Source organism: uncultured Nocardioides sp., from assembly GCF_947489365.1.
Lineage (GTDB): Bacteria > Actinomycetota > Actinomycetes > Propionibacteriales > Nocardioidaceae > Nocardioides.
Genome location: NZ_CANLDB010000001.1, coordinates 824,814 through 842,047, shown reverse-complemented (window position 1 = coordinate 842,047; position 17,234 = coordinate 824,814). Strand labels below are relative to the sequence as shown.

Sequence of the window (17,234 nt, the reverse complement as noted above, 5' to 3'; positions counted from 1 at the left end):
CGTCCGTCCTCACATGTGGGGGACGTCGTCGGGGATGTCGTAGAACGTCGGGTGCCGGTAGACCTTGTCGCCCGCCGGGGCGAACATCGGGTCCTTCTCGTCCGGGCTCGACGCGGTGATCGCGTCGGCGCGGACCACCCAGATCGAGACGCCCTCGTTGCGGCGCGTGTAGACGTCGCGGGCGTGGTGGACGGCCATCGTGTCGTCCGCCGCGTGGAGCGAGCCGACGTGCACGTGGTTGAGGCCGCGCTTGCCGCGGACGAAGACCTCGTACAGCGGCCACTCCCCCGACGGCGGCTGCTCGCCGAGCGCGGTCGGCACCCCGTCGAGGGGGACGGCGCCATGGCCCCCGTCGGCGGCGAAGTCCTCGGGCTGCGAGTCCGGCATCAGGCCCCCTTCGCGGCGAACGCCGAGGCCGCCTCGCGGACCCAGGCACCGTCGTCGTGGGCGCGCTTGCGGTGCGCGATCCGCTCGGCGTTGCAGGGACCGCCGCCCTTGACCACGGCCATGAACTCGTCCCAGTCGGGCTGCCCGAAGTCGTGGGCGCCGCGCTCCGCGTTCCAGCGCAGGTCGGGGTCCGGCAGGGTCACGCCGAGGCGCTCGGCCTGCGGGACGGACATGTCCACGAACTTCTGGCGCAGGTCGTCGTTGGTGTCGCGCTTGATGCCCCACGCCATCGACTGCGCGGTGTTCGGGGAGTCGGCGTCCGGCGGGCCGAACATCATCAGCGCCGGCCACCAGAACCGGTCGACCGACTCCTGCACCATCGCGCGCTGCTCGTCGGTGCCGCGCATCATCGTCATCAGCAGCTCGTAGCCTTGCCGCTGGTGGAAGGACTCCTCCTTGCAGATGCGGATCATCGAGCGCCCGTAGGGCCCGTACGACGTCCGGCACAGCGGGACCTGGTTGCAGATCGCCGCGCCGTCGACGAGCCAGCCGATGGTGCCGACGTCGGCGTACGACAGCGTCGGGTAGTTGAAGATGCTGGAGTACTTCTGCTTGCCCGAGATCAGCTTCTCGGTCAGCTCGCCTCGCGAGGCCCCGAGGGTCTCGGCGGCGGAGTAGAGGTAGAGCCCGTGGCCGGCCTCGTCCTGGACCTTCGCGAGCAGCGTCGCCTTGCGGCGCAGCGAGGGCGCGCGGGTGATCCAGTTGCCCTCCGGCTGCATCCCGATGATCTCGGAGTGCGCGTGCTGGGCGATCTGGCGGACCAGGGTGGCGCGGTACTTCTCGGGCATCCAGTCCCGCGGCTCCACCCGGTCGTGCCGGGCGATCACGGCGTCGAACTGCTCCTGCAGCTCGGCGGCAGCGGCGTCGGGTGCGGGATCGGTGACGGTCACGGGGCCTCCACGTGTGTCGCGACCAGTCTTTCCTGACCGATCGGTCTGTAATCCAGTGTGCCACGTCTGCACCCACCCTGTCACCGCCGCCGACCACCCCTGGCTCAGCGGGTTTACCGACCGATCGGTCCGGAATAGGGTCCGGGCATGACGTCCTCCCCGCTCCTGGACCACTACGTCGCCGGCCGCTGGGTCACGCCCTCCGACGAGGGTGCACCGCTGCTGGACGCCTCGACCGGCGAGGAGGTGGCCCGGTTCTCCGGCGCCGCGCCCGACCTGGAGGCGATGACCCGGCACGCCCGCGAGGTGGGCGGGCCGGCGCTGCGCGCACTGACGTTCCACGAGCGCGCGGGGCTGCTGAAGGCCCTCGGCAAGCACCTCGGCGGGCACGCCGCGGAGCTGCACGAGCTGTCGCTGCGCACCGGCGCCACGCGAGGCGACGGCATGGGCGACATCGAGGGCGGCATCTCCACGCTGTTCGCCGCCGGGAGCGTCGGGACCCGCGAGCTGCCCAACGACACGATCGTCCTGGACGGCCAGCCGGTGCCCCTGGGCAAGGGCGGCACCTTCCTGGGCCAGCACCTCTTCTCCTCCCGGGCGGGCGTGATGGTGCAGGTCAACGCCTTCAACTTCCCCGTCTGGGGCGTGCTGGAGAAGCTCGGTCCCGGCCTGCTCGCCGGGCTGCCGCAGATCGTGAAGCCGGCGCCGCAGACGGCGTACGTGACCGAGCGGATGGTCCGGATCATCACGGACTCCGGACTGCTGCCCGAGGGGGCGCTGCAGCTGCACGTCGGCTCCCCCGACGGCCTGCTCGACGCCCTCACGGTCGGCGACCACGTGGCCTTCACCGGCTCCGCGCGCACGGGCGCGCTGCTGCGCACCCACGACGCCGTCGTCCACGGCGGGGTCACCCTCGGCGTCGAGGCCGACTCGCTGAACTGCTCGATCCTGGGCCCCGACGTCACCCCCGACGACCCCGAGTGGGACCTGTTCGTCAGGGGCGTCGTCACCGAGATGACGTACAAGGCGGGCCAGAAGTGCACCGCCATCCGCCGCGCCATCGTCCCCGCCCGCCGCGCCGAGGAGGTCGTCGAGGCGATCTCCGCACGCCTGGCGCGGACGACCGTCGGCCACCCCGCCGCCGAGGGCGTCCGCATGGGCGCCCTGGTCAGCGTCGAGCAGCGCGACGCCGTGCGCTCCGCCGTCGAGAGGCTCCGGGCCTCCTCGGAGATCGCGTACGGCGACCCGGCCTCGGTCGAGGTCACCGGCGCGGACGCCGAGCGCGGCGCGTTCATGTCCCCGGTGCTGCTGCGCGCCGGCGAGGGTGCCGCCGAGCCCCACGACGTCGAGCCGTTCGGCCCGGTCAGCACGGTCATGACCTACTCCTCCGTCGACGAGGCCGTCGCCCTGGCCGCCCGCGGCCGGGGCAGCCTCGCGGGGTCGGTCGTCACCCACGACCCGGTCGTCGCGCGCGACCTCGTCCGCGGGCTCGCGCCGCACCACGGCCGCGTGCTGGTGCTCGACCGCGACGACGCGGGTGAGTCCACCGGCCACGGCGTCCCACTGCCGACGCTGGTCCACGGCGGACCCGGCCGCGCCGGCGGCGGGGAGGAGATGGGCGGTGTCCGCGGCGTGCTGCACCTCATGCAGCGCACCGCCGTCCAGGGCTCCCCCGACATGATCACCGCCGTCACCGGCCGCTGGACGACGGGCTCGCAGCGGCGTGACGACGGGACCCACCCCTTCCGGAAGTCCCTCGCCGAGCTGCGGGTCGGCGACACGATCGCCTCGGAGTCGCGGCGGATCAGCCTGGAGGACATCGAGCACTTCGCCGAGTTCACCGGCGACACCTTCTACGCCCACACCGACGAGGAGGCGGCGCGGAGGAACCCGCTGTTCGGCGGCATCGTCGCCCACGGCTACCTCGTGGTCTCGATCGCGGCCGGGCTCTTCGTGCAGCCCGACCCCGGCCCGGTGCTGGCGAACTTCGGCGTCGACTCGCTGCGCTTCCTCACTCCGGTCAAGGCCGGCGACGACATCGCGGTGACGCTCACCGTCAAGCAGATCACCCCGCGCGCCCGCGCCGAGTACGGCGAGGTCCGCTGGGACGCCGTCGTCACCAACGCCGAGGGCGCCCCCGTCGCGACGTACGACGTCCTCACGCTCGTCGCCAAGACCTGGCCGCCCGCCGCGGACTGACCTCCGGCGCCCCGCCGGCTGGTCCCAGGAGCCCCATCCGCCTCGGGTTTCGCGGGTTGGCTGGTGAAACCCCGACTGGGCGGACGAAGTTCCGTCCGCCCGGAGGGGGTTTCGCCAGCCGACCCGTGAAACCCCACCGCACCCACCCCGGCCACGACCCGGCGCCTGTGGACGACGGGTGGCTCGCGGGGCTCGCGACGGGCCCTGGACGGGGACCGGGGGGCCGCTCGGGCGGGTCAGGAACGGGCGTGTCCGACGACACGCGGGCGATAGGCGCGGCCGATGTCGTGAAAGGTCGTGTATTCCACTAGTCTTCGGCTGTTCGCTAGATCTAGCAGACCCGGAGGACCTCAGACATGTGGCTCGTACTCGCCTTCGCGATGGCCGGTGGCCTCGCCCAGCTCGTGGACGGCACCCTCGGCATGGGGTTCGGCGTCACGTCGGCCACGGTGCTGCTCGCGCTCGGTGTCGCGCCCGCGACCGCCAGCGCCGCCACCCACGCCGCGAAGCTCCCGACGACGCTCATCTCCGGGCTGTCGCACTGGCGTGAGGGCAACATCGACGCCAAGATCCTCGTCCGCGTCGCCCTGCCGGGCATGGTCGGCGGCTTCCTCGGCGCCGTCGTCCTCACCGGCATCAGCCTCGAGGCCGCGAAGGGCTGGATGTCCGGGCTGCTGCTGTTCTTCGGCGCCGTCATCCTGCTGCGCTTCGGCTTCGGCGTCCGCCTCATCCCCGTCCCGAAGAACGGCGAGCGCACCCGCTGGCTGGCACCGGTCGGCGTGCTCGGCGGCTTCGTCGACGCCACCGGTGGCGGCGGCTGGGGCCCCGTGGTCACGCCCAGCCTCATGACCATCACCCGCCACGAGCCCCGCAAGGTCGTCGGCACCGTGAACGCCGCCGAGTTCGCCGTCGCCGTCTCCGTGTCCGCCGGGTTCATCACCGGCGCCGCCCACCAGGACATCCCCTGGCTCCCCGTGCTCGGCCTGGTCCTCGGCGGCGTCTGCATCGCCCCGATCGCCGCCCGCCTCGCCGGCCGGCTGCCCCACGCCCCGATGGGCACCATGGTCGGCGGCCTGGTCATCCTCGTGAACCTCGTGACCGTCGTCGCGCTGCTCGGTGGCCTGCCGGGCTGGCTGGACGCCGTCCTCATCGTCGCCTGGCTCGCCCTCATCGGCCGCCTCGCCTGGCGCGCGTGGGAGAAGGAGAAGGCCGGCCGCCTCCACGTCGTCGGCACCCCCGAGGTCAACGCCTGAGGGAAGCGGTACGAAGCGGGGTCGGCGCCCCGCGGTCGTACCGATGAGTCCGGAGCGATCGGATGGTCCGTGCTGCGGGACATCCGGACGACGAGGAGCAGCCATGACCGCACCGCACACCAGCACCACCGTCCCTGCGCGCCGGGGGCGCGCCGCCACCGTGGTCGCGTGGGTGGCCCAGGTCGCACTGGCGGTCGTCTTCGTGATGGCGGGTGCGGCGAAGCTGTTCGCCGACCCGGCCATGGTCGAGATGTTCACAACCCTCGGGAGCGAGCCGCTCCTGCGTCTCGTGGTGGGGGTGCTGGAGGTCCTCGGGGCGGTCGGGCTGCTGGTCCCGCGGGTCGCCGCCCTCGCCGCGGGCGGCCTCGTCCTCCTCATGCTGGGCGCCGCCGTCGCGAACCTCGCGTTCCTGGACTCCTCGCCCCTGCTGCCGCTGCTCCTGGCCGTCGTCGCCGGCCTCGTCGTCGTCCTGCGTCGTCAGGACCTGACGCGCTCGTAGTCCGCGGGGTCGAAGCGGGCGGCGCGCCGGTACTCGATCCCGAGGCCCGGCCAGTTGGTCGTGATGCGACCGGAGGCGGTGCGGTACCACGACGAGCAGCGGGTCCAGACGCTGTCGCGCAGCCGCCGCTGCAAGCGGTCGTCGTACGCGCGCTCGACGTCCTCGCGGGCGTCGAGCAGGCTGCCGGTACGGCGCAGGTGGTCGACGTAGTCGCCGACGTACGACGCCTGGGTCTCCAGGAAGTAGACGATCGAGCCGCCGCCGGTGTTGGTGTTCGGGCCGTAGAGGCACAGCAGCCCCGGGAAGCCGGGCACGGTGATGCCGTGCAGCGCGTGGGCGCCCTCGGACCAGTACTCGTGCAGGTCCCGGCCCCCGCGCCCCCGGATCGTCATCGGCGCGAGGAACTCGCTCGCCGCGAACCCCGTCCCCCACACCACGACGTCCGCCGGGTGCAGGACACCGTCGTCGGTGACGATCCCCTCGGGCACCACCCGTTCCACGCCACCGGTCACCAGGGTGACGTCGGGACGGGCGAGCGCCGGCAGGTAGTCGTCGGAGAACAGCAGGCGCTTGCACCCGATCGCGTACGACGGCCACACCTGCTCGAAGAGCCCGTCCTTGTCGGCGGTCTGGCGGCGCATGTGACGCCGCGACCAGGCGCGGACCACCGCGGCGAGCGGCCGCGAGTAGGCCCAGGCGACGCTGAGCGTCTCGACGACGAGGTACCAGAACAGCCGCTCGACCCGCAGCGTGAGCGGCACCCAGCGGAACATCCGGTGGTGACCGGGCCCGAAGGCACGGTCCGGGCGCGGGGCCAGGTACGGCGGGGTGCGCTGCACGACGGTCGTGTGCCCCGCGACCCGTGCGATCTCCGGGACCGCCTGGATCGCACTGGCCCCGGTCCCGACGACCGCGACCCGCTTGCCCGCCAGGTCGACGTCGTGGTCCCAGGTGGCGGTGTGGAAGGCGGGACCCGCGAACGAGTCGCGGCCCGGCAGGTCCGGGACGGCGGGCCGCGAGAGCTGGCCCACCGCCGACACGAGCACGTCGCAGGTCAGGCGCTCGCCGTCGTCGAGCTCGACCTCCCAGCGGCCGGCCGGCTCGTCGTACGTCGCACCCACGACCGTCGTGCCGAACCGCACGTGGCGGCGGACGTCGTACGCGTCCGCGACGGAGCGCAGGTAGTCGAGGATCGCCGGCTGCCGCGAGAAGCGGCGGGGCCAGCGCGTGTGCGGGGCGAAGGAGAACGAGTAGAACGGCGACGGCACGTCGCAGGCGGCGCCGGGATAGGTGTTCTCGCGCCACACCCCGCCCACGTCGTCGCCCTTCTCGAGCACCACGAGGTCAGTCACGCCGCGCCGCTTCAGCTCGATGGTGGCGGCGAGGCCCCCGAACCCCGTCCCGATGACGACGACGGACGGGGCTCCCCCAGATGGCTGCACGGACCTAGTCTCGGGGATCCGACGAACCCCGCGGGAGGTGGGCATGACGACCTGGACGGACCTGGAGGGCGGGACGACGACCGCCGAGGCGCTCGCCGTGTACGACGCCCTGCCCGCGGTGACGGTCGAGGAGATGCTCGGCGCGTGGCGCGGCAGCGGCGTCCCCACCGGCCACCCCATGGACGGGCTGCTCGAGGCCTACGGCTGGCACGGCAAGCGGTTCGACGGCCCCGAGGACGGTCACCCGCTCGTCTTCCGCGGCCCGCGCGGGCTGTTCAGCGCGAACCCCGCCCTCGTGCCGATGGGGCTGGTGTCCCGGTTCGGACCCCGGCTGCGTCCCGCGCCGGTCGCCGCGGCCGGACGCCGCGCGGTCGCGCTGGCGCGCACCCGGTCACCGCGCTCGCGGCTGCGGATGATCGAGCACCGCGGCGTGGTCACGGCGACCATGGCCTACGACGCGCTGCCGATCCACGACCACTTCCGCCGCCTGGACGACGACGCCGTGCTCGGTCTGATGGACCTCCGGGGCATGGAGCAGCCGTTCTTCTTCCTGCTGCGGCGCGACCTCGGCTGAGGGCGCGCCGCAGGAGCGCGGGGCTCAGGCCTGCGACGGCTCCACCGGGTGCGGGAACAGCCGGGTCAGGACGTCGCTCAGCGTGATCACGCCCGTGCCCTCGTCGGTCGAGACGAGCACGAGGTGCGAGCGCTGCTCGCGCATGCGTCGTACGGCCTCGTAGACCGGGGTGGCCCCGTCGATGAGCGGCAGCGGCCGCAGCAGCGACTCCGCCAGCGCACCGTCGTCCTCGGCGAGGGTGTCGCGCACGTGGACGAACCCGTTCCACCGACCGGTCGGGCCCAGCAGGACCCGCAGGTGGCCGGTCTCCCGGGCGACCCGGCGTACGTCGGTCATCGTGGCGCCGGCCGGGACGGCGGTCGCCTGCCGACCGACGTCGACGAGCTCGCCGAGGGTGAGGTTCTGCAGGTCGAGCGTCTCGGTGAGGTGCGCCGAGAACGCCGGGTCGAGCGCGCCGACGTTGGCGGAGTGCTCGATCAGCTGGCGCAGGTCGGAGGCGTCCTGTCCCGACGAGACGCTGTCCTGGGGGGTCACCCCCACCCGGCGGAGCAGCCAGTTGGCGGACTCGTTGAGGAACACCAGCACCGGGCGGAAGATCCACATGAAGCCCCGCATCGGGATCGCCAGCATGGTCGCGGCGGTCTCGGGGTGGGCGATGGCCCAGGACTTCGGGGCCATCTCTCCGATGACGAGGTGCAGGAACGTGACGACGATCAGCGCGATCGCGAACGCCGCCGCGGTCGCGAGCCAGCCCGGCGCACCGATGTCGGACAGGAGCGGCCGCAGGGCGTAGTCCAGGGCGGGCTTGGTGACCGCACCGAGGCCGAGGGCGCAGGCGGTGATGCCCAGCTGCGAGCCGGCGAGCAGCACGGTCAGCTCGCCGTGGCTGCGCAGCGCTGCGCGCGCTGCACGGCTGGTGGGCGCGAGCTCCTCGAGGCGGTGGCGTCGGGCGCCCAGCAGGGCGAACTCGACGGCGACGAAGAGCGCGCTGCCGACGATGAGGGCGACGGTGATCGCGATGACGAGGATCGGGTTCGAGGTCATGCCCGCTCCTCCTGCCGGTCGGTCGTGTCCACGGTGGGCAGGTCCCCGTCGTCGGTGGTCTCGGACCGCTCGTCGGCGGTGTCGGGCTCGACGTCGTCGGCGTCCACCAGGGTGACGTGGACCAGGCCGGGGACGTGGCGCTCGAGCTCGAGCACCTCGAGTCGCAGCCGGTCCGGCGGGGCGTCGCTGTCGAGCAGGTCCTCGCCGGCGGGGACGAGGTCCACCTCGACGACGTCGCCGACCTCGGCGAACGCGCCGTTCACCTCGACGAGCAGGCCGCCGAGGGTCTCGCTCTCGAGCTCGGGCAGGTCGCGGCCGACGGCGCGCTCCAGCTCGTCGTACGGCAGGGACCCGGGCAGGGTCCACTCGGTCGCGGGCTCCTCGCCCTCCTCGTGGTCGAGGCTGTCGAGGCCGGGCGCGAGGTCGGGGTCGTGCTCGTCGTCGATCTCGCCCACGAGCTCCTCGGCGAGGTCCTCGAGGGTGATGACGCCGGTGAGCCCGCCGTGCTCGTCGAGCACGCAGGCGAGCTGCTCCTTGCGGGCGGTCAGCTCGGTCAGCGCGTCGGGCAGCGACATCACCGCGGGCACCAGGACGGGCTCGCGCATCACGCTGGCCACGTCGCGCCCGGAGCGGTCGGTCACGCCGAGGACGTCCTGGAGGTGGACGACGCCCACGATCTCCTCGATGCCCTGGTCGGAGCCCAGGACCGGGTAGCGGGAGTGGCCGGAGGCCATGGTCGTCCACAGCTCGTCCAGCGAGTCGTCCGCGCGGACGGTGCCGAGGCGGGCGCGCGGGACCATGGCGTGCTCGACGTCCTCGTCGGGGAAGTCCACGATCCGGTCGATCAGGAGCGCCAGCTCGGCGGGCAGGTCGCCCGTCTCGCGGGAGTCCGCGACGATGTGCGCGAGGTCGGCGCGGCTGGCCGACGACTCGACGTCGTGGACCGGCTCCATGCCGGCGAGCTTGAGCAGCGCGTTGGACGCCGCGTCGAAGATGGCGATGAGCCAGCCGAAGGCGGCGAGGTAGATCGTCGTCGACCGCGCGAGCCACCGGGCCACGGGCTCCGGCTTGGCGATGGACAGGTTCTTCGGGAACAGCTCGCCGAAGAGCATCTGCACGAAGGTCGAGAAGATCAGCGCGAACGCCGTGCCGATGCCGATGCCGACGCCGGTCGGGACGCCGACCCCACCGAGGGCGACGCCGAGGGCCTCGCCGATCAGCGGCTCGGCGACGTACCCGACGAGCAGCGCGGTGACGGTGATGCCCAGCTGGGCCCCCGACAGCATGAACGAGGTACGGCGCGTGACCGCGAGGGCGCGGGACGCCGAGACGTCACCCTCGGCCTCGCGGGCCTTCAGACGGTTGCGGTCCACCGTCATGTAGGCGAACTCCTGGGCCACGAAGTAGCCCGTGGCCGCCGTGATCAGCAGCACGACGACGACGCCGAGCAGCAGGCTCAGGACCCACATGGCTGGACCTCCCCGAGGGGGAGGCGTGCCGGCTCAGCGGCGCGGCGAGGACGGAGGGGGCGAGTGGGAGCCGGTTGTCGGCTCGGACTGTCGCAGTCCATCGGTGTGTCGGGTCTCCTGGAGACGACGGGAAACGGCAGTGCCGATTCTGCCAGATCGGGCCGCCCGGTGTCGGATCCTCGTCCCGCGCACCCGCGTGCCGCCTCCCGGGTGGGTCAGTCGACGGCGACCCCGCGCGTGGTGGAGCCCTGCGACCGGTCGGCGACGGCGATGCGGGTGGTGTCGGACTCCCGCGCCGCCCCGCGCACCGTGATCTCCACCAGGCCGTCGGTGAACTCGGCGACCAGCTGGGACGGCTCTGTGCCGTCCGGCAGCGTGATGGAGCGGCGGAACTCGCCGCGGTAGCGCTCCTGGACGTAGTACGCCGCGTCCCGCAGTCGACTCGCCCCGGGGCGGGCGCCGCAGACGGTGAGGACGCCGTGGTGGAAGCGCAGGTCGACGTCCTCGGCGGCGATGCCCGGGAGCTCCACCTGGATCAGCAGGTCGTCGCCGACGGCGACGATGTCGGTGGTCGGCACCCACGCCGAGGCGTGGGTGCGCTCGGCGGCCTCCACCCCGCGCTCGGGCCCGCCGACGGCTCCGTGGGTGCCGAGGCTGCGCATCCGCCCCAGCTCGCTGAAGTAGTCGGCGACGCCGTCGAAGGGGTTGGTGTGGCGGTCGGACATGGTTCCTCCTGGTGCGACGGCGGTACGACGGCTGGGACGACGCTCAGCCGAGGTCGAGCGGGGTGGTGAGGCCCTCGTCGTCGAGGTAGGCGCGGGCGACGTCCCCGGGGTCGCGACCGTCGGCGACCTGGGCGTTCATCGCGACCATGGCCTCCTCGGTCAGCGAGCGGTTCACCGTGTCGACGACGGTGAGGAACGCCTCGCCGTCGATGCGCTCCAGCTTCGGCTCCCCCAGCACCATCGCGACGTTCTGGGACCCGAACAGCCGCTCGGGGTCCTCGAGCAGGGTGTAGCCGCCGCCCTCGAGCTGCGGGTCGGTGCTGAACGCGTCGACGGCGTCGACCTCGCCGTCGTCGAGCGCGGCGTACTGAGTGCCGAGCTCGAGCGGGACGAAGTCGACGTCGTCGAGGCCGTAGACGTCGGACAGCCCGACGAGACCGAGGTCGAGGTCCTCGAACTCCGGGCGACCGCCGAAGCGGAGCGGCCCGACGTCGGCGAGGTCCCCGATCTCGGACAGGCCCTCGGCGCGGGCGTACTCGGGGGTGACCGCGACGGCGTCGGTGTTCTCGAACGGGGTCATCTCGCTCATGACCATGTCCTGGGTCGCGTAGAAGTCCTCCGCGGCCCGGTAGGTCTCCTCCGGGTCGAGGCCGGAGACGTCCTCGCCGGCCACCACCGAGAGCACCGTGCCGGTGTAGGCGACGTACCCGTCGATCTCCTCCGCGGCGAGGGCCTCGTCGAGGTCCTCCGCGGGGCCGACGCCGGTCTGCAGGTCGACGGCGTACCCGTTGACCGCCAGCGCCTGGCGCCAGAGCTCACCGAGGACGCGGGCCTCGGGGAACTCCTGGGTGCCGATCCGCACGCGCACCGAGGCGCCCTGGGGCTGCTGGGAGGCGTCCTGCTCGGTCGAGGTGCCGCACGCGGTCAACAGTCCGGCCGCCAGCAGGCCCGCGGCGCCGACCGCGACCACCCTCACGCCGACCGCCCGGCCTCGGGCAGGACGGCGTCCGCGTCGGCGGTGCCCTTCCGGCCCGCCTCCTCGGCGGCGGCCGCCCGTTGGTCGCGGGTCTCCTCCCGGAGCGCCTTCACCCAGCAGTAGGCGACACCGATGATCACGAAGGTGAACGGCACGGAGCCGAGCACGGCGGCCTGCTGGAGCGCGACCAGACCACCGACCAGCAGCATCGCGCAGGCGATCCCGCCCATCAGCAGGCCCAGGACGATCACGACCACCCGGGACGGCTCGAGCGAGCCGCGGGAGGCCATCGTGGCCATGACGACGCTCGCGGCGTCGGCGCCCGAGATGAAGAACAGGGCGATGAGGATGACGCAGACGAACGAGATCACCGTCGGCCACGGCAGGGCGTCGAGGGCCTGGAACAGCGACAGCTCGGGCGTGGCGAGGCTGCCCAGGATGTCGGCCTGGCCGGTGCGCTGCAGCTCGATGCCGGTCCCGCCGACGACGGCGAACCAGATGAAGCCGAACCCGGTCGGGGCGGCGACCACGCCGAGGACGAACTCCCGGATGGTGCGACCCCGCGAGATGCGCGCGACGAACATGCCCACGAAGGGCGCCCAGGAGATCCACCAGGACCAGTAGAAGATCGTCCAGCTGGCCATCCACGGCTCGTCGCCGACCCCGGTCTCCAGCGACATCGGGATCACCTGGATCACGTAGTCGCCGATCGACTGGATGCCGTTGGAGATGACCAGGACGGTCGAGCCACCGACGACGAGGAAGAACACGAACAGCACGATCGTCGCGATGGAGCCGGCGTTGGCGAGGAAGTTGATGCCCTTCTCGACCCCGGACGTCGCCGAGACGAGGAACAGCGCGGTGACGGCGACGATGATCGTCACCGCGACGGCGTTCGACTTGGGGACGCCGAAGAGGTAGTCCAGGCCGCTGTTCAGCTGCAGGCCGTTGAGGCCGAGGGCGGTCGCCGTCCCGAAGATGGTCGCGACGATCGCCAGAGCGTCGACGAGACGGCCCAGGGGGCGGGTCGAGGCGTTCGGGCCGAGGATCGGGGTGAAGGTCGCGCTGACCAGCGTCGGCAGCCCCTTGCGGTAGCTGAAGTACGCCATCGCGCCGCCGAGGATGGCGTACATCGCCCAGCCGTTGAAGCCCCAGTGGAAGTACGTGTAGCGCAGCGCGGTGAGCGCCGCCTCCTGGGTCTGCGGCTCGGCGAGGCCGTGCGGCGGCGCGGACCAGTGGGTCACCGGCTCGGCGACGCCGTAGAAGAGGAGACCGGCGCCGAGGCCGGCGGCGAACATCATCGAGACCCAGGAGAACGTCTTGAAGTCGGGCCGCGAGTCGTCGGGCCCGAGCCGGATGCGGCCCCACGGGTGGATCACCAGCACGAGGCAGAAAATCAGGCCGGAGAAGGCGATGAGGATGAACGCCCAGCCGAAGTTGCCGACCACCCACCCGAGCGCCGCGGCCATGGAGCTGCCCAGGCTCGCCGGGGCGACCAGGCCCCAGACGACGAAGACGGCGATGAGGGCGGCGGAACCCCAGAAGACGGCGGGGTCGGTCCCTCGGATCAGGCGGTTCACGCACACCTCCGGGCTGCGGGCGAACGGACGGGCAGGGTGAGGCGTGCCGACCGGTCGCTTCGGCCGCACCAGCCAACCTGATGAAGGCGACAATGTCTACGAGGCAACAGCGCTATCGGGTGGTCGTACGGCGGGGGCCTCCGCTGCGGTAGCGTCCGCCGACGCTGCACGACGTGGGCGCAGAACTCCGGAGGGACCATGACGAGCACACCCGATGCCCCCCTGCCCCGCGCCGCCTCCCCGGCCGCACCGTCGCGCGAGCGCGGCCGGCTGATGATCCAGTGCCAGGACCAGCCAGGCATCGTGGCCGCCGTCAGCTCGTTCCTCACCGGGGCGGGCGCGAACATCGTGACGCTCGACCAGTTCTCGACCGCCGCCGAGGGCGGGCGGTTCTTCCAGCGCACCGAGTTCCACCTGCCCGGCCTCAACGCAGCGCGGGACGACCTGGAGCGCCGCTTCGCCGACGAGGTCGCCTCCCGCTTCGACGTCGACTTCCAGCTCTCCGAGGCCTCGCGCCCCAAGCGGGTCGCGATCATGGCCTCCAAGACCGACCACTGCCTGCTCGACCTGCTGTGGCGCAACCGCCGCGGCGAGCTGGACATGAGCATCGCCATGGTGATCTCGAACCACCCGGACCTCGCGGACGACGTCCGCCCGTTCGGCGTGCCGTACTTCCACGTGCCGGCCACGCGGGACAACCGCGCCGAGGCCGAGTCGCGGATCCTCGAGCTGCTGCGCGGCAACGTCGACCTCGTCGTCCTGGCGCGCTACATGCAGATCATCACCGACGACTTCCTCGACGCCGTCGGGTGCCCGCTCATCAACATCCACCACTCGTTCCTGCCCGCCTTCATCGGCGCGGCGCCGTACCAGAAGGCGAAGGACCGGGGCGTGAAGCTCGTGGGCGCCACCGCCCACTACGTGACGGCCGACCTCGACGAGGGCCCGATCATCGAGCAGGACGTCGTCCGCGTCGACCACCGCCACTCCACCGCCGACCTCACCCGCCTCGGCTCGGACGTCGAGCGCGCGGTGCTGTCCCGCGCCGTCCGCTGGCACTGCGAGGACCGCGTCGCCCGCCACGGCAACTCCACGGTCGTCTTCTAGGCCGCGTCGAGACCGCCGGTCGTCCCACCACGGTCTCGACGACGCGCGCTCGCTGCGCTCGCGTGCTGCTCGACCACCTGACCTCGCAGCCCCGGCGAGCGACCGCGTCGAGGCAGCCGGTCGCCGCATCTACCGCGGTCAGGTGGATCTATCGCGGCCCTGCTGCGCCCGTAGGCCCGCCAGCGCCCACTGCAGTGGCGAGAACACCGCGGAAGTCGACCTGCAGCGTCGGCTCAGGCGCCTCCGGCGGCCCGGCGGTGGAGCTCCCGCACGGCGTCCGCGAGCTCCGGCACGGGCCCGGCGGTCGGGATGCCGGGGGCGACCTCGTTGATCGCCAGCGACACCACCGGGGACGGCGCCGCCCCGAGCTCGGCGGCCCAGCGGGCGGTCTGCTCCCCCGAGGTGGCGTAGACGATCCGTCCGAGGCCGACCCAGGCGTGCGCGGCCGCGCACATGGGGCAGTGCTCACCGGAGGTGTAGACCGTGGCCCGCGGACGCTCCTGGGGAGCGAGGTGGCGGACGGCGAGCTGGGCGAGCTCCAGCTCGGGGTGCCGGGTGGCGTCACCCCCGCCCTCCTCGTTGCGGGCCTCGGCCACGACGACGCCGCCGGCGTCGACCAGCACCGACCCGAAGGCCTGGTGGCCGGCGTCGACCGCCTCAGCGGCCAGCTCGACGCACCGCCGCAGGTGCACGAGGTCGGTGTCGCTCACGGTGTCCATGACGTCATTCTCCGGTCCCGCCGAGCCGCTCGACCAGGGCCGTGACGTCCTCCGGTCCGACGCGGCAGCAGCCGCCGACCAACCGGGCGCCCGCGTCGACCCAGCGGCGTACGTCGTCCGCGGCGAAAGCCGACTCCCCCGTCCAGGCGCGGGCGACGGCGTCCCAGCCCTGGCCGCTGTTGGGGTAGGCGACCCCCGGGAGCCCCCCGGTGAGCGCCACCGCGCCCGCGACCTCCGCCGGCGGGACGCAGTTGACCCCCACGGCGACGACCTCGGCCACGTCGGCGGCCATCGCGAACGCCTCGGCCAGCGGCTCCCCGGCGCGGGTGCGGCCGCCGACGGCGGTCAGCGACAGCCAGGCGACCAGACCCGTGCCGTCGAGCTCGGCGAGCACCGCCTCGACCTCGGCGAGGCAGGGCACGGTCTCGACGGCGAGGACGTCGGCGCCGGCCTCGGCGAGCACCGCGAGCCGGGGCGCGTGGAAGGCCCGGAGCCCGCCGACGTCGAGGTCGTAGTCGCCGCGGTACTCCGACCCGTCGGCCAGCACGGCGCCGTACGGTCCGACCGACGCCGCGACCCAGCCCTCCGGCGCGACGGCGTCGCGGGCGGCGACGGCCACCTCGACGCTGCGGCGCATCAGCCCCGCCGCCTCGTCCCGGTCGAGGCCGAGCGCGGCGAAGCCCTCGAACGACGCCTGGTACGACGCCGTCGTGGCCACCTCGGCGCCGGCGTCGAAGAACTCCCGGTGGGCGGCCTCGACGGCGCCGGGGTCGTCGCGCAGCAGCCGCGCCGACCAGAGCGCGGACGAGAGGTCGTGGCCGTGCCGCTCGAGCAGGGTGGCGAGGCCGCCGTCGAGGACGACAGGGCGGGCGGCGAGGACGTCGGCGATCGGGGCGGGCACGCCGGAGATCATGCCTCCCGGACGAAGGCGAGCACCGCCAGCACCCGCCGGTTGGTCGCCGAGTCGGCGTGGAGGTCGAGCCTGGCGAAGACCGAGCTGACCAGCGGCTCGACGGTCTTGATGCTGAGGTGGAGCTCGGCGCAGATGGCCTGGTTGGACAGGCCGCGGGCCATCAGCTCGAGGACGTCGCGCTCCCGCGGGGTCAGCCGGTCCAGGTGCCCGGCTCCGCGCTCGCGGGTGACGAGGCGGGCCAGGTCGAGGTTCGCGACGACCAGACCCGCCTGGCCGGTGAGCGCGTCGAGGATCGTCACCTCGTGGATGGAGAGTCGGTCCGCGGCCGAGCGCTCGACGCCGAGTGCACCGACGACCTCGCCCGCGCTCGTCACCGAGCGCACCTGGTGGTCCGGCGAGGCGGCCAGCAGGTCCCACGACGTCGGCTCGCCGTACGCCGCGTCGACGGGCCACACGGCGACGGCCTGGAGGCGGTCCGCGGTGCCCATCCACAGCTTCCCCGTGGTGGCCGCCAACGACTCCGCGGCCGCCCGGGCCAGCGCGACCGGCGGGTCCGCGGCGTCTCCGGGCTCCGGCGCGGGTGCGGACCAGGTCAGCGCGCGCCGGGTCGCCGTCCGCTGCCCGTGGACGATGGCCCAGCCCGCCGCCACCGGGAGCAGTGCCGCCGACCAGATGCCGGGGCGCGGGGTCTGCCACACCACCAGACCCATCACGACGGCGAGGGCGGAGACGACGGCCGCGCCGAGGACCCAGGCGATCTGGCGGCGCACCACCGCGCCCGAGAGGTGCCACCGGTGGGCCAGGGCCAGGAGCGGGAGGAGCTGCATCACGGCGTACGACGGGTGCGCCACCGCGTCCCACGCCGGTTGCACGAACGCGGGCTGCGGCAGGGCGAGGGGGAACGGGGTGACGACGCCGGTGGCGCCGTACTCCACGGGCCACAGGGCCGACGTCAGGGCGCAGAGCGCGACGAGCACCGCGCCCACCCGCACCACCCAGCGCCAACCGGGGGCGGGCAGCCGACCGTCCGGGTAGAGGACGGCCACGAGGCTGACGAGCCCGATCGAGACCGCCAGCGGCCACACGCCCAGCCACCCCAGCCACCGGTCGACGTCCGCGACCGGGTCGTGCCCCCGCTGGCGACCGAGGAACATCACGGCCTGCACGAGGCCCGCGGCCAGGAACAGGACGCCCTCGCGATGCCCCGGCCGCTGGAGCAGGACGTAGGCGCCGACCGCTGCCAGCACCGTCGCGAGGAGACCGTTGTGCAGGTTCGTCCACCACACCCCCCGCTCGAGACCCACCGCGACGAGGGCGAGCGCGACAGCCAGGCCGAGGAGGGGTGGGAGGCGACGGCCGGCCGCGGACGACACCTGCCGATGGTCCCAGGAACGGGG

The 17,234-nt window shown here is 73.3% G+C and carries 16 protein-coding genes; 5 read left to right on the top strand and 11 right to left on the bottom strand.

Features of this window, described 5'->3' with window-relative positions:
- Positions 1-9 precede the first annotated feature (9 nt).
- Together paaB and paaA are read right to left on the bottom strand one after the other, a co-directional pair.
- Positions 10-321 carry a 1,2-phenylacetyl-CoA epoxidase subunit PaaB gene (paaB, locus tag Q0858_RS04010; RefSeq protein ID WP_299051753.1) on the bottom strand — a complete coding sequence of 104 codons (312 nt, stop codon included), beginning with the start codon at positions 319-321 and terminating at the stop codon, positions 10-12.
- 65 nt (positions 322-386) lie between these two features.
- A complete protein-coding gene (paaA, locus tag Q0858_RS04005; RefSeq protein ID WP_299051332.1) occupies positions 387-1,337 on the bottom strand; it encodes a 1,2-phenylacetyl-CoA epoxidase subunit PaaA in 951 nt (316 codons plus the stop codon).
- A gap of 147 nt (positions 1,338-1,484) precedes the next feature.
- Between paaA and paaZ the strand changes: the two genes are divergently transcribed.
- From paaZ to Q0858_RS03990, 3 genes are all read left to right on the top strand, one after another.
- Positions 1,485-3,536 (top strand): phenylacetic acid degradation bifunctional protein PaaZ, encoded by a 2,052-nt coding sequence (paaZ, locus tag Q0858_RS04000; protein WP_299051330.1) that lies wholly within the window; start codon positions 1,485-1,487, stop codon positions 3,534-3,536.
- 356 nt (positions 3,537-3,892) lie between these two features.
- Positions 3,893-4,789 (top strand): sulfite exporter TauE/SafE family protein, encoded by an 897-nt coding sequence (locus Q0858_RS03995; RefSeq protein ID WP_299051328.1) that lies wholly within the window; start codon positions 3,893-3,895, stop codon positions 4,787-4,789.
- A gap of 103 nt (positions 4,790-4,892) precedes the next feature.
- A complete protein-coding gene (locus tag Q0858_RS03990; protein ID WP_299051326.1) occupies positions 4,893-5,288 on the top strand; it encodes a DoxX family protein in 396 nt (131 codons plus the stop codon).
- On the opposite strand, the gene Q0858_RS03985 is transcribed toward Q0858_RS03990, so the two are convergent.
- Positions 5,267-6,730, bottom strand: coding sequence for an NAD(P)/FAD-dependent oxidoreductase (locus tag Q0858_RS03985; protein ID WP_299051324.1), 1,464 nt, complete (start codon positions 6,728-6,730; stop codon positions 5,267-5,269). The two genes, Q0858_RS03990 and Q0858_RS03985, sit on opposite strands and share 22 nt — an antisense overlap.
- 43 nt (positions 6,731-6,773) lie before the next feature.
- Between Q0858_RS03985 and Q0858_RS03980 the strand changes: the two genes are divergently transcribed.
- Positions 6,774-7,304: a DUF4334 domain-containing protein gene (locus tag Q0858_RS03980; protein ID WP_299051322.1), complete on the top strand. Its 531-nt coding sequence runs from the start codon at positions 6,774-6,776 to the stop codon at positions 7,302-7,304.
- A 24-nt stretch (positions 7,305-7,328) separates the two neighbouring features.
- Here the strand turns inward: Q0858_RS03980 and Q0858_RS03975 are convergent, their stop codons facing one another.
- The 5 genes from Q0858_RS03975 to Q0858_RS03955 all read right to left on the bottom strand — a co-directional run bounded on the left by Q0858_RS03975 (position 7,329) and on the right by Q0858_RS03955 (position 13,098).
- Positions 7,329-8,348 carry a hemolysin family protein gene (locus Q0858_RS03975; RefSeq protein WP_299051320.1) on the bottom strand — a complete coding sequence of 340 codons (1,020 nt, stop codon included), beginning with the start codon at positions 8,346-8,348 and terminating at the stop codon, positions 7,329-7,331.
- Positions 8,345-9,817, bottom strand: a complete 1,473-nt coding sequence (locus Q0858_RS03970) for a hemolysin family protein (RefSeq protein ID WP_299051318.1) — start codon at positions 9,815-9,817, stop codon at positions 8,345-8,347. The genes Q0858_RS03975 and Q0858_RS03970 overlap by 4 nt, the downstream gene beginning before the upstream one ends.
- A gap of 215 nt (positions 9,818-10,032) precedes the next feature.
- Positions 10,033-10,542 (bottom strand): Hsp20/alpha crystallin family protein, encoded by a 510-nt coding sequence (locus tag Q0858_RS03965; protein ID WP_299051317.1) that lies wholly within the window; start codon positions 10,540-10,542, stop codon positions 10,033-10,035.
- A gap of 43 nt (positions 10,543-10,585) precedes the next feature.
- Complete coding sequence (locus Q0858_RS03960; RefSeq protein WP_299051316.1) at positions 10,586-11,518, bottom strand: glycine betaine ABC transporter substrate-binding protein; 933 nt, start codon at positions 11,516-11,518, stop codon at positions 10,586-10,588.
- Positions 11,515-13,098, bottom strand: coding sequence for a BCCT family transporter (locus tag Q0858_RS03955; protein ID WP_299051314.1), 1,584 nt, complete (start codon positions 13,096-13,098; stop codon positions 11,515-11,517). The genes Q0858_RS03960 and Q0858_RS03955 overlap by 4 nt, the downstream gene beginning before the upstream one ends.
- A gap of 198 nt (positions 13,099-13,296) precedes the next feature.
- Here Q0858_RS03955 and purU point away from each other — a divergent pair, with 198 nt between their 5' ends.
- Complete coding sequence (purU, locus tag Q0858_RS03950; protein ID WP_299051312.1) at positions 13,297-14,205, top strand: formyltetrahydrofolate deformylase; 909 nt, start codon at positions 13,297-13,299, stop codon at positions 14,203-14,205.
- Between the two features lie 233 nt (positions 14,206-14,438).
- Here the strand turns inward: purU and Q0858_RS03945 are convergent, their stop codons facing one another.
- The 3 genes from Q0858_RS03945 to Q0858_RS03935 are packed head-to-tail and all read right to left on the bottom strand — an operon-like array spanning position 14,439 to position 17,210.
- Complete coding sequence (locus tag Q0858_RS03945; RefSeq protein WP_299051311.1) at positions 14,439-14,924, bottom strand: nucleoside deaminase; 486 nt, start codon at positions 14,922-14,924, stop codon at positions 14,439-14,441.
- A gap of 4 nt (positions 14,925-14,928) precedes the next feature.
- Positions 14,929-15,825 carry a homocysteine S-methyltransferase gene (gene mmuM, locus Q0858_RS03940; protein ID WP_299051310.1) on the bottom strand — a complete coding sequence of 299 codons (897 nt, stop codon included), beginning with the start codon at positions 15,823-15,825 and terminating at the stop codon, positions 14,929-14,931.
- An 8-nt stretch (positions 15,826-15,833) separates the two neighbouring features.
- Complete coding sequence (locus Q0858_RS03935) at positions 15,834-17,210, bottom strand: LuxR family transcriptional regulator (protein ID WP_299051309.1); 1,377 nt, start codon at positions 17,208-17,210, stop codon at positions 15,834-15,836.
- Positions 17,211-17,234: the final 24 nt, after the last annotated feature.

What these genes read in the sequence shown, in the direction of transcription:
- paaZ (WP_299051330.1), top strand. Translation starts at nt 1,485, where the DNA reads ATGACGTCCTCCCCGCTCCTGGACCACTACGTCGCCGGCCGCTGGGTC.
- Q0858_RS03975 (WP_299051320.1), bottom strand. Translation starts at nt 8,348, where the DNA reads ATGACCTCGAACCCGATCCTCGTCATCGCGATCACCGTCGCCCTCATC.
- purU (WP_299051312.1), top strand. Translation starts at nt 13,297, where the DNA reads ATGACGAGCACACCCGATGCCCCCCTGCCCCGCGCCGCCTCCCCGGCC.
- Q0858_RS03965 (WP_299051317.1), bottom strand. Translation starts at nt 10,542, where the DNA reads ATGTCCGACCGCCACACCAACCCCTTCGACGGCGTCGCCGACTACTTC.
- Q0858_RS03990 (WP_299051326.1), top strand. Translation starts at nt 4,893, where the DNA reads ATGACCGCACCGCACACCAGCACCACCGTCCCTGCGCGCCGGGGGCGC.
- Q0858_RS03980 (WP_299051322.1), top strand. Translation starts at nt 6,774, where the DNA reads ATGACGACCTGGACGGACCTGGAGGGCGGGACGACGACCGCCGAGGCG.
- Q0858_RS03995 (WP_299051328.1), top strand. Translation starts at nt 3,893, where the DNA reads ATGTGGCTCGTACTCGCCTTCGCGATGGCCGGTGGCCTCGCCCAGCTC.
- Q0858_RS03945 (WP_299051311.1), bottom strand. Translation starts at nt 14,924, where the DNA reads ATGGACACCGTGAGCGACACCGACCTCGTGCACCTGCGGCGGTGCGTC.
- Q0858_RS03970 (WP_299051318.1), bottom strand. Translation starts at nt 9,817, where the DNA reads ATGTGGGTCCTGAGCCTGCTGCTCGGCGTCGTCGTCGTGCTGCTGATC.